General features: G+C 53.9%; 12 protein-coding genes and 1 pseudogene. 4 read left to right on the top strand and 9 right to left on the bottom strand.

The features are described 5' to 3' along the window. The first annotated feature begins 101 nt into the window (after positions 1-101). Positions 102-965, top strand: a complete 864-nt coding sequence (locus GOW98_RS04555; RefSeq protein WP_170329893.1) for a LysR family transcriptional regulator — start codon at positions 102-104, stop codon at positions 963-965. A 276-nt stretch (positions 966-1,241) separates the two neighbouring features. Here the strand turns inward: GOW98_RS04555 and GOW98_RS04550 are convergent, their stop codons facing one another. After that, positions 1,242-1,490 (bottom strand): hypothetical protein, encoded by a 249-nt coding sequence (locus GOW98_RS04550; protein ID WP_170329892.1) that lies wholly within the window; start codon positions 1,488-1,490, stop codon positions 1,242-1,244. 3 nt (positions 1,491-1,493) lie between these two features. Beyond that, positions 1,494-2,336, bottom strand: coding sequence for an alpha/beta fold hydrolase (locus GOW98_RS04545; RefSeq protein ID WP_170329891.1), 843 nt, complete (start codon positions 2,334-2,336; stop codon positions 1,494-1,496). A gap of 64 nt (positions 2,337-2,400) precedes the next feature. On the opposite strand from GOW98_RS04545, the gene GOW98_RS04540 reads away from it, so the two are divergent. After that, positions 2,401-3,312, top strand: a complete 912-nt coding sequence (locus GOW98_RS04540; RefSeq protein ID WP_254437900.1) for a LysR family transcriptional regulator — start codon at positions 2,401-2,403, stop codon at positions 3,310-3,312. A 13-nt stretch (positions 3,313-3,325) separates the two neighbouring features. On the opposite strand, the gene GOW98_RS04535 is transcribed toward GOW98_RS04540, so the two are convergent. Both GOW98_RS04535 and GOW98_RS04530 read right to left on the bottom strand, forming a co-directional pair. After that, entirely contained in the window at positions 3,326-3,937 is a 612-nt protein-coding gene (locus GOW98_RS04535) for a YrbL family protein (RefSeq protein ID WP_170329890.1), read from the bottom strand. 340 nt (positions 3,938-4,277) lie between these two features. Continuing rightward, on the bottom strand, positions 4,278-5,150 hold the full coding sequence (locus GOW98_RS04530; protein ID WP_170329889.1) for a LysR substrate-binding domain-containing protein: 873 nt from the start codon (positions 5,148-5,150) through the stop codon (positions 4,278-4,280). 120 nt (positions 5,151-5,270) lie between these two features. Here GOW98_RS04530 and GOW98_RS04525 point away from each other — a divergent pair, with 120 nt between their 5' ends. After that, entirely contained in the window at positions 5,271-5,978 is a 708-nt protein-coding gene (locus GOW98_RS04525) for an SDR family oxidoreductase (RefSeq protein WP_170329888.1), read from the top strand. Between the two features lie 90 nt (positions 5,979-6,068). On the opposite strand, the pseudogene GOW98_RS25680 reads toward GOW98_RS04525, so the two are convergent. The 5 genes and pseudogenes from GOW98_RS25680 to GOW98_RS04505 all read right to left on the bottom strand — a co-directional run. After that, positions 6,069-6,284: pseudogene (locus GOW98_RS25680) on the bottom strand (IS6 family transposase); the annotation flags it as partial. A 46-nt stretch (positions 6,285-6,330) separates the two neighbouring features. Continuing rightward, positions 6,331-6,783 (bottom strand): GNAT family N-acetyltransferase, encoded by a 453-nt coding sequence (locus tag GOW98_RS04520; RefSeq protein WP_170329887.1) that lies wholly within the window; start codon positions 6,781-6,783, stop codon positions 6,331-6,333. 67 nt (positions 6,784-6,850) lie between these two features. After that, positions 6,851-8,905 (bottom strand): FAD-dependent oxidoreductase, encoded by a 2,055-nt coding sequence (locus GOW98_RS04515; protein WP_170329886.1) that lies wholly within the window; start codon positions 8,903-8,905, stop codon positions 6,851-6,853. A gap of 75 nt (positions 8,906-8,980) precedes the next feature. Then, on the bottom strand, positions 8,981-9,649 hold the full coding sequence (locus tag GOW98_RS04510; RefSeq protein WP_367646802.1) for a TetR family transcriptional regulator C-terminal domain-containing protein: 669 nt from the start codon (positions 9,647-9,649) through the stop codon (positions 8,981-8,983). Between the two features lie 173 nt (positions 9,650-9,822). Continuing rightward, positions 9,823-10,125 (bottom strand): hypothetical protein, encoded by a 303-nt coding sequence (locus tag GOW98_RS04505; protein ID WP_170329884.1) that lies wholly within the window; start codon positions 10,123-10,125, stop codon positions 9,823-9,825. 105 nt (positions 10,126-10,230) lie between these two features. Here GOW98_RS04505 and GOW98_RS04500 point away from each other — a divergent pair, with 105 nt between their 5' ends. Further along, entirely contained in the window at positions 10,231-11,523 is a 1,293-nt protein-coding gene (locus tag GOW98_RS04500) for an NAD(P)/FAD-dependent oxidoreductase (RefSeq protein WP_170329883.1), read from the top strand. Positions 11,524-11,527 lie beyond the last annotated feature (4 nt).

Genomic DNA, 11,527 nt, shown 5'->3' with positions numbered 1-11,527 from the left:
CCCTTTTCTGTCGTTGCCAAACTATCCTCGCTCGGGGACCGCTTTGACAAACGAAAGAACTTTAGTCTTAGGTATTAGTGACTCTAATATGTAGGTTACCAATGTCGAAATCCCTGCCCCCACTGACGTGGTTCAGATCGTTCGAAGCCGCGGCCCGACGGCTCAGTTCGACCGCCGCCGCCGAGGAAATCGGACTGACGCAATCCGCTGTCAGCCAGCAGATCAGATCGCTGGAAACGCGGCTGGGCGTAGTGCTGTTTCACCGCCACGCACGCGGGCTGTCCCTGACCGATGAAGGCCGCAAGCTGCTGCCGCAGGTTGAAGCCGCACTTGAGATGCTACACTCTGCCGCCTCGCCCTATCTGGCCGAGGAACGGGCACGGCATATCACCGTTGCGGCCTCGGTCAGTGTTCTGGAATGGGTGATCTCCCCAGCCCTGCCCCGGTTTCAGCAACAGAATCCCGATACCTCCGTGCGGTTCGTCAGCACGATCTGGCCCGATGAATTCGCCGCCTCTCGAGCGGATGTCGAGATTCGGTTCGGGTCGGAAAAGCAGGTGGGGCGGGATGCGACAGCACTGCGACCCAACCATCTGATCGCAGTCAAAGCGCCGCACCTTTCGGGCGGCCTACAAGACCTACCGCTTATCGGAACAGTTGGTACGTCTGACAATTGGGCGTCCTGGGCTGAAGCAACCGGTATGCCGGTTGGCACCCCCGAATTTTATGTCGACTCCTACGGGCTTGCCCTGCAACTGGCCACAACCGGCAACGGAGTCGCTTTGGTTAACGCTCTGATCGCTGATCACGCCATACAAACCGGTCAGGTTGTGCTTGCAAGTGAGGCCTCTGCCCCGGCCAGTGAAGGGTATTTTCTGGCGGTGCAGCGACGCTCGCCCGAGGTCGACGCCTTTGTGCAGTGGTTCGCCGACATTCAGCGCCAAAAGGCCCAAGACCAAGCCTGATCCAACTTAGGCAACTTCAAACTCGAGGGATTTCAATCGACTCAGAATTGTAGATTCTGACGAAGAAGAACCGTTCCTGCGGTTTTCCAGCTTTCTAGTCACCATGATGTTTAGCGTGGTAGGCAACCGCTCGGCGTTGCCTGCCAGCAATGGCTCCATCAATGAAGGCAGACAACCACCGTAAAGCCGTTAATCAACAGAAAGATGGTCTCGATCCTGTTTTCCATAGGTATTGGGCATTCTGAGCAGGAACTCTTCCGCAGCCCTATTCAAAGTTCATGCCCAACGGATTAGCCCAATAATCGCCGAGGTCGCATAAAACCCCTGAAGCAACAGGAAGGTCCAGCGCCGGTCGATCATTGCCCAGGCAGCAAACAGGCCAGCCGACAATAGCAAAAGCGCAAATCCAAGAAGCTCGGCACCGGTATTCGAAGCGATCAGAAGGGCATAAGCCATTGCCAAAACCGATCCGGTGACTTCAAACACGGTTGTCAGACCACGGCGGGAAGTGTTGATCTTAGCCATGTCTCATCCTTTCCGTTTGAGGAAGTCGACCAGCAGGTCCGATATCTGTTCAGGCTGGTCCTCCATCGCGAAGTGACCGCAGTTTTCCAGAATATGCAGCTCGGATCCCGGAATAGCTTCATGCAGCTTGTGCGCCCAGTCGACCACCTGCCATGCGTCATCAGCCCCCCAAATCAGTTGGACCGGCAATGCGCCCAGTTTCGAATATTCGATGCTGTTGGTGTGTTTGGGATCATAGTGCCGAACCTGATGCTGGAACAGGCTACCCTGGCCGATGGGGCCACTGACAAAGTCCAAATATGTGTCGAGTGCTGTATCGGCCAAACGCTGTTTGTTCTGTACAGCCGAGAAAAGCCACTCGCGAAAATGCTCGCTGTGTTGGGCATCCGGCGCATCGATCAGGTGCTGAAGACCCGCTTGCATCTGTTCTTTGGTGCGCTTGGACGGCCAACTGTCAAAGCTGACGACGTCGATCATTGTCAGCGACCGCACCCGGTCAGGTGACTGAATGGCAAAACGCGGTGCCACGGCCCCGCCAATATCGTGAGAGATCACGTGCAGGTCATCCAGCCCCCACAGATCCAGCAACCCTTCGAGGATTGGTACCTGAGCGGATACGGATGTATCAACCGAAGGGTCCCAGGGACGTTCAGAAAGACCAAACCCCAGCAGATCGAAGACATGGACCTTGTAACCAGCCTCGACCAGTACCGGCAGCACGTCGCGCCAGATGTAAGACGAGGATGGCGTGCCGTGGATCAGCACGACGGGTTCGCCTACGCCATGGATTCCATATGCTATACGAGAGTTGTTGATCAGGGCGTGGTCGGTGACGAGATGTGACATGAATGATCTCCGGTGATTTGTCTTTCATGTTGACTAAACCGGCGATAGGATGTGACACAAATGAATGATTGTCATCGTTCAATCTGTTCTTGTCATGGTCGTAAAAATGAATGAACGTCTGGAAATCGATGCCCTTCGCGCCTTGTTGGCCATCGCGGCCCACGGCGGCGTCACGCGGGCAGCGGAACATCTGGCGCTGTCGCAATCCGCAGTTAGCCACAAAATTCGACGGTTGGAACAAGCTCTGGACTGTGATCTTTTGGCCCGCCGAACCGGAGGGCCACTGTTTACTGATGCCGGTCAACGGCTGTGTGACTATGCCCGTCGGATTACAGAATTGCATGACGAGGCGCTGGCTTCGTTGGGCAAAAAACCTCTGTCCGGGACAATCCGTCTGGGCATGACCGAAGACACCACCACCAGCGATATTGCGCGTATACTGGGTCGTTTCACGCGGCTATACCCTGATGTCCGCGTCCGCACGCGCACCAGCCAAAGCCTGAACGTCCAAGCGTGGTTGAAGAACGGGGAGTTGGACGTAGCGGTCATGCAGATCTTTCGTCAGGACGTGCTGCACGATGATCTGATCCTGTTCGAGGACGAGTTGCATTGGGTGAAATCGCCGGATTTTCGTATCGAATTGTCCGCACCCGTGCCGTTCCTGTCCTTCGACAGCCAGTGCTTTTACCGACATTGGGGCATGGGTCATGGGCCCCATCGTTTTGACAGCGTTCTGGAATGCCCCAGCGCAGCCGGCATTCAGTCGGCGGTGCGCTCGGGGTTAGGCGTTGCACTGCTGAACGGCCTGCACGTCACTCCGGATATGGAAATCATTGACGGCCTGTTCCCCGAACCGCCCAGCATAGCCTATATAGCGCGAACGCACCTGAAACGTCGAAACCCTGCGGCGATGGCACTGATCGAAGAGATCCGCAAAGAGGTCGAAAGCGCCAAACCTTTGCGCATCGCAGGCTAAGCCAAACGCTGCGTTACGGTGACTCCAACCTGAACACTTTGGTCATACGCTCCCGACGGCGTTCGATTGATCTTCGGAAAGCCCAGTTACTGAAAAGGGTCAACGGGAACATCACTCTTTCACCCAGACCATCGATAATGGCCAGCTTTCCGCCTCGCTCCTGCGCGCGTACGACGTTCTCCGCCCACATGTCACCAACGATGATCTGACCCCGCTCAAGATCATTCAACAATTCCATGAACTCGTCATACAACCGCTGTCGCCCTGCCCGGTCTTTCTTGAGCGCCGCCAGTTCAGACCTCAAAGTCGGCGCAAGCTCCCCATCCGGTCCGGTCAACTTTTCCACCACGATAGCAGGACCCAGCGAAGTCGGAGCATAACCCATGAACACCGCCAGACGCTCGATTTCCGGGCATTGCCGGTTCAGCGCGGCAAGGTATTCGTTCGCCTCTCGGTTCCACTGCCGCAGGTTGCCATAGCGCCATTCCGCATAGCGCGGCAGAAGGTACTTTCTGACCGGCTCATCTGTGCGAACCTTCAACAACGCCCCTTCAATTTCCGGATGTTGAAAAATCATGTAATTGCGGCTTTCCCGCAAGGGAGTGACGCCACTCAGGTCAATCATATACACCGGGTCCTTTGCGCAACAACCACACGCCTGCCAAGGCACGAGTTCTGAAATCAGCACCCTACATAAAGCGTTATTATTTCCGTTACAATTGGCCTTGGCAGAAGACCGCAGGACAAGAGGCGAAAGTCACGAAAAGCTGTCGGCAGCAGGTAGCGAAATGAAAGAACATTGATCCACGTGTTTAGCGACCGGATTCTCTGTTAGACATTTGATGTCAGAGGGTTGCCCTAAATTCGAAAACAATTTTTGAGTGCCGTCGCAGGTATTAACTGAGCCTCTCGGCCAGTTGTGGCGCGTATCAAAGTTGCATGCAAATTGTTGTGAATTTCAAACTTCAGACGTTCTCAAGGAGCCAAGCCCGAACCGAGGCGACGATCCGAGGATTTCTCGGTTCGCGTGGGGAAACGATATGGTATCCTTCTTGCACCACGGTCGAAAAGGAAACCGGTCGGCACAGGCGCTTAGCCTGAAGATCATCCGCGACAAACTCTCGATTGGCCAGCGCCACCCCTTGACCGGCAATAGCGGCATCAATGGCAAGAGAAGTCTGGCTAAACGCCATCGTTTTCAACCCGGTTGAAGGCACCTCTCCCAGCGCAGCTTCCAAAAACAGGGGCCACTGACCATGCGTATCTTCAAGCAGGATATGACTAAGCAAATCTGCTGGAATCCGGATCGGATTGTTACCTACAGCCAAGTCCGGGTGACATACTGCGATCAGTTCGGCGGAAAACAAAGGCTCAGAGATCAAACCGGGTCCAAAAGGCGGCTTCCCCTGTCGCACCGCGATATCAACTCCATCGGTCTGAAAATTTGCCGGCGCGTTTGACGCATCCAGACGCAGACGGATATCCGGATGATCTTGCGCGAAAGCCCCAAGCCTGGGCACCAACCAGCGTGTAGCAAAAGACGGTGTTGTGCTGATTGTGACCACGACGTCCTGAGGCGACAGACTGGCCGTTGCTTCCGCCATCAAATCAAAGGCACGACGGATCGGGGCAAGGTATTTTCGACCTTCATCCGTCAGCGACAAACCTCTTGGTCTTCGACTAAACAGTTTGATTTTTAACAATTCTTCAAGGGCCCGAACATGTTGGGCAACGGCACCCTGCGTAACACCAAGTTCTTCGGCGGCATGACTAAAATTCAAATGTCGCCCGGAGGCCTCAAAAGCCTTCAACGCGTTTAAGGGCGGAAGTTTGCGCATTTCCCTTCACCTAATCAATAGATTCTCTACAGGGTTAAGGCAGATTTACTCATTGGTCAAACACCCCATCACACCCCATCTTAGCCACAGATCAAAAGCACTCATTAAATGGAGAAAAACATGACCGATAAGAAAGTCGCGATCATCATGGGCGGCGGCAGTGGTATGGGGGCAGAAAGCGCGCGCCGACTGGCTGCAGACGGATTCAATGTCGCCATCCTGTCATCTTCGGGCAAAGGCGAAGCCTTGGCGTTTGAACTAGGAGGAATTGGAGCAACGGGCACCAACAAATCCACCGCAGACATGCAAAAGCTTGTTGATTCGGTCATGGCCAAATGGGGTCGCATTGACGTGCTAGTAAACTCGGCCGGTCATGGTCCTCGCGCGCCGGTTCTGGAGATCAGTGACGAAGACTGGCACGAAGGGATGGAGGTTTACTTCCTGAACGCCGTGCGCGCCACGCGAATTGTTGCGCCCATCATGATCGACCAGAAATCCGGCGCGATCATCAACATCTCAACTTTTGCGGCGTTTGAACCCGATCCGGTCTTCCCAACCTCTGGCGTGATGCGAGCAGGGCTCGCGGCCTATTCCAAGCTTTTTTCCGACAAATACGCGCCCGACAACGTGCGTATGAACAACGTACTGCCGGGGTTCATCGACAGCCTGCCCGAAAACCCGGAATGGAAGGCCCGCATCCCGATGGAGCGCTACGGCAAAGCCTATGATGAGATCGCCGCGACCGTAGCCTTTCTTGCTTCGGACGGTGGCGCGTATATCACTGGCCAGAATATCCGCGTGGATGGAGGCATCACCCGCTCGGTCTGACTTTGGTCAAGCTGCTGAATTAGTTGGGTGGTCTAGCGGTGCTGTCAGACGAATGCGAACCAGTCTCAGTTTGCCGCGGAAACCGCGAACCTATCCGGAACAAAGTTGACGCCACTCGCTAAGAGCGGCGGCGCGGGTCAGCTTGAAGATGTCTCGGTTGGCTAGCGATCTTTCCCAGTTGAAGTGGTTGTATGCAGAGGAATGGACGGAGGCGAATTTCTGTAAACTTCGCATGCGTTTGAAACGTTGCATGGCGCGATCGCGTCGTCGAAACTGCAGTTGCGAATTCTCGACGCGGTTTTTGAGTCACCTGCCCGCCTCAAGACAAGATTTATTGACAAAACGCCGCCGGTCATTTGTCTTTTTCATAGACAATGAATGGAGTTCTTTTGGCCACTTTGTCGTACAAAACTCGACCTGGGTAGTTAAATTCTTGAGTTGTCCAGTAGGTGGTTGGAACACCGTCCTGCTTGGCGATCTGAAAAACAGATTCGATCAGAGCTCGTCCAACACCTTTTCCTCTAACCTGCGGATCAGCGAAAAGATCCATAAGATAACACGTATCCTCAACCGACCACATGAACCTATGGTAGAGGTAGTGCGCCAATCCGACCGGTTTCCCTTCTAACTCAGCTATGAGACAATTGTATTCACCTGCATCCGTTGACAACAACCTGTTGAACGAAACCTCATAGACTTCTTCTGAGACAGAGGTCTCGTAGAAGTCCAAATATGCCGTCCATAAGCGGCGCCACTCTTCGTGATCTTTCAATTCGAGGGGGCGGATAACTAAGCCTTCCGGCATGAAAGATTCCTCCAGCGTTTCTTTGATTGCTTACAACTGAGATCGCGCAGTTCGGTCAAATGGGCTGCTACCCGACGTCTACTCGATCATGTTTAAGTGGTATGTCCTCATCCACGGCTTCGCCCAATTCCTGGGCGTATCGATGACCTGCATAAACCGCTGCTGCTATAATCGCCGGAGCATCACAATCTCCTATGCGACGAAAGCTGAACTGCAAATCCTCAGAACTGACCCGGCCGAGCAACCCTCTGTAAAGGCAATCATTTGGTTTACGAGCAGTAACCATAACAATGTTGGCAACGGGTACGGTCACACTTGGCCCGCCATAGGTACACTCTAACTCCGCGATTTCGCCATCAAACTGTTTAATCGACTTTGACGGCAGGGTCTCGACCCCTAAGCGAAGCAAATGCGTTCGGATTCGCCAACGTTCGGACGTTTTTCCCGCCCAATCAGAAACACTGTCTGACGGTGTGACCAGCGTGACGACATGTCCCTGCGCTCTGATTTTTTCAGCAATAACGCTGGCCATGTAGTAGCCATCGCCATCAAAAACGAGCGTTGGTCCATCGGGAAGCTTTCCATCCATGATGTCATCGGGGGTAAAAACGCGAGTTAGAGCGGCTCCTTCTGCGATCGGGACGAAACGTTCTTCGTCAAAATACTCCTTCCGCCAAGTCGCGCCGGTAGCGATTGCAACGTGGTCAGCCTCAACGGCTAAGACATCGTCTACTGTCAGAGGGCTTTCACGGTAGATTTCAACGTTGGGCATCTCAATCAATTGCTGTTCGCGGTAGTCTTTGACGCGAATGTATTCGCTCATGCCAGGCAAAGCCGCTTCGCGCGATATCCTGCCACCCAACTCACGAGAAGCTTCTGCTAAAAGGACATCATATCTACGCACACCAAGTGCCCGCGCTGCCTCCAGTCCAGCAGCCCCTGCCCCGACGATCAGAACGCGCGCGTCTGAAGATTTCGTTCGGATGATTTCAGGATGCCAGCCTTTGCGCCACTCCTCTCCCATTGTTGGGTTCTGAGTGCATCGAATAGGTACACCAATCGAGTCGCTGGCGTAGCAGACATTGCATCCAATACATTCGCGGATCGCAGACAAGCGTCCTTCTTCGATCTTCTTTGGAAGGTAAGGATCAGCAATCGACGGGCGCGCTGCTCCAATGAAATCAGTAATCCCCCGCCTGACTTGCGAGGCCATTGTATCAGGTGACGTGAAGCGACCAACAGTCACGACAGGCTTATCTGTCACGGACTTGACCCAATGCATGTAGGGTTCAAGAGCTGCCTCTTTGGTAAAACGGGAAACACCCATTTCGACCGAGTAATCTGCGATGTTGATATCCCACAAATCCGGAAGATCAGAGAGCATCTCAAACATTTCTCGTCGCTCACCATAGATGGGCTGGCCATCCTCGCCGATCTCTTCGTCTGCCGAGAAACGGACCGCCACGGCGCACCGATCCCCAACGGCGTCTTTGGTTTCCTGAATCAGTTCTCGGGTCAGACGCACCCTGTTTTCCAACGTGCCGCCATATTCGTCAGTACGTGTGTTCACGCGCGGATGCAGAAAGTTTGATATTAGGTATCCGTGCGTTGCATAAACATAGACAACGTCAAATCCCGCGTCTCGCGCCCTCAAAGCCGCCTTTCGGTGCCAGCGGCGTAGATCCCGGATGTCCTGCTTGTCCATTGCGCGGGTCTGAAAGGGGTGTCCTTTCGTGTTTGGTCGGCTGTCGACATCCATGCTCGGCAACCGGGAAAACAAGTTGTTCGAGTTAGCACCTCCGTACCATAGCTCAGCGCCTGCAAGGCTGCCGTGTTCGTGCACCGCGTCAGTCATCAGCGCGTGTGTCCGAACGTCGCTGTCATCCCAAAGCGAAGCGTAGGGATGCGGCAGGTCGTCGGAAGAGGGGTGAATTGAGTTGTATTCCGTGCATATGACACCCCATCCACCTTGCGCCTTCACTTTGCGCATCGCGGCAAGTGTACGGGGGTATTGCCAACCCATACCGGTACAGTGCGGAACCTGATAGAACCGATTTGGTGCGGTGACTGGTCCGATTTGCACTGGCTCGAAAAGGATTTCGTAGCGTGGGTCCCTGCTCATTTATCTGCCCTTAGTTAGCTGCGCTGTGCACAGGCTCGTCCTGTCTGGATAACCGGAAATTTTACCCGCTCTGTTTCAACCACCGTGTTTGAACTCAGGCATTCGAAAGTGATCCGGATAGACCTTGGATAGGAAGGCGACGATGTGATCTCGGGCTTCGGGACGTCGAAAATTTTCCGGATATGTCAAAAGCTCCAACCAGATTCCGTCGTAAAGAGCTTCCAGGACATTGGCGACTTGCCTTGGCGGCATGTCGTCGTATCCACCGTCCTCAGCAATTTCGGAACACAGGCGTAGCGCAATGTTGTAGCGCTCCTGATCGATGTCATTGATCAGGCTGCGGTAAACTTTGCGCCGCCCTGCCTCTCCAAAAAACGCGAACCAAACGGCTAGCTTCTTTGGAGTGCAAATCTGCGGGTGAAAGTGCGCATCGACGATGGCCAATAGCTTTTCAGACGCTGACAATCCCGCATTGTCAAAGGCTTCCAGCCACTGCTCGTGATGTTCCTTTGCTAGAAACAGCAGCGTTTCCTCCAGCAAGTTCTGTTTGCTTTTGAAGTGGAAGTTGACGATGCCCAGCGACAAGCCGGCTATCTCGGTCACGGTGGACATGGTCGTTCCACCAATTCCGTTTTGGGCGATCGAGTCGATTGTTGCGTCGATGAGTTGTTGACGCCTCACCTCTTTGGACTCGGTGCGCCGCCGCCCTTCAAGCTTTGTTTTTTCGATTGGCGATTGTCTCACCCGAATGCATCCCATCTACTAAAGCACTTCATCGGTCTTGCCTGCCCCCACAGCCAAACTTCTCCAGCGAGTGCGCATTTGACATCCAAAGGATATATGCCATTGATTGAATAATCATTCAATGATGAAGAGAAAATAGTGTGAAAGCAACCCGGATGTTCGCAATCATCGATCTAGAGTTCCGACCAAAAAGTGAAAACTGGGTCATGCACCATAGAAATAACACTGCGATGCAAAGCTCCCAGAGGCTCAATGCGATCTTCAATGGCGTTCCAAGCCGTGTCGGCCTGCAATTGATCCTTGAATTCGATAACAGCCATAAGCGTATGATCTCGCTGCTCGTCGGTATCATAACCACTTGCGGGGATGCGTTTACACAAAGGCGCCCCTTTTGTGGCCAGACCTGTCTTGACCAAATGTTCGACAAACGCGTTCCAAGCCTGCTCGAACGTGTCGAGCTCGACGGTTGGTTTCAATTCGAATTGGTTCAAAAGTCTTGGCATTCTTCACATACTGTCCGGCAAGATGTCACCAGCCAAACCTATGCAATTCCCCCCGCAAGGCAAGCGCGAGGCCACTAGATGATCCGTAACGAAAACCCAGTCATCGCAAATAGCCTGTGGTCTGCAACCGCAAGCTATTCTGCAGAATACCCGCAGCTCGTTGGCAAACAGCAATCTGACGTGACCGTGATTGGCGCCGGGTTCACCGGACTTTCGGCAGCAATTCGTCTGGCCGAGCAAGGCGTCAAAGTTGTTGTTATCGATGCCCAGCATCCGGGCTGGGGAGCTTCTGGACGCAATGGCGGTCAGATCAATGTGGGCCTCAAGGATGGACCGACAGGCATCAAAACCAAATTTGGTGACCTCTGGGGAACCAGAATGATCCGAATGGCCGGTGACGCCGCCGATCTTGTGTTCGACTTAATCGCTCGGCACGGCATTGAGTGCGACGCAAAACGTCCAGGCTGGCTGCGCGCTGCGCATACTCACAAAACACTCAGCGAATTACACAAGCTAGCCGAGGATTGGGGCAACCACGGCGGGGGCATGATACAGCTTGATCAAAGCGAAATGCAGCGTCTGACAGGGACCGAAGCTTACCTTGGTGGCGTTCTGGATCGCCGCGGTGGTGTTTTGCACCCGCTGAATTATGCACTTGGACTGGCTGAAGCAGGTCGCCGCAATGGCGTGCAAATCTTCGGCGAAACACCTGCCAATCAGATTAAATCCGAAGCCGGCCGCTTTCGCGTCGAAACTCCCAAAGGAGCTGTCATCTCAGAAAAGGTACTGATTTGCACGAACGCCTATTCCGGAGATCTACATCCGCGGTTGGCTCAGTCAGTTTTGCCCGTTCGTTCAGTTCAGGTTGCTTCGTCGCCTCTTTCCGATAATCTCCGTCGGACAATTCTGCCAGAGGGCAACGCTCTGTCAGACGCACGACGCCTGCTTCTGTACTTCAGGCAAGACGCGGAAGGTCGCTTTCTAATGGGAGGTCGCGGTACCTACAACAACAACTCCACTCTCAAACAAATCGAACGTTTGAAGCGAATCTCTGTCGAACTTTTCCCCCAATTGTCCGGAGTTCAGTGGGAATTCGAATGGGGCGGCTTTGTTGCATTGACAAGAGATCACTATCCACACCTGCATGAACTCACTCCGGGGGTTATGACAGGTCTGGGATACAATGGGCGCGGCGTTGCCATCGCCACGGCAATGGGGCGCGTCCTCGCCAAATGGGCGATAGGAACCAAAGCGGACGAGCTGGAATTTCCGGTTACCCCCCTCAAACCACTGCCCTTCTCGTTCGCGAAAGAAACTCTTGTCGAAGCAGAAATCCTACGCCTTAAACTCTTGGACAAGTTGGGTCTTTAGTGAG

The sequence above is a fragment of the Ruegeria arenilitoris genome (assembly GCF_013032445.1).
GTDB lineage: Bacteria > Pseudomonadota > Alphaproteobacteria > Rhodobacterales > Rhodobacteraceae > Ruegeria > Ruegeria arenilitoris_F.
Note: the sequence above shows the minus strand (reverse complement) of the source record. Positions and strands in the feature narration are given on the sequence as shown.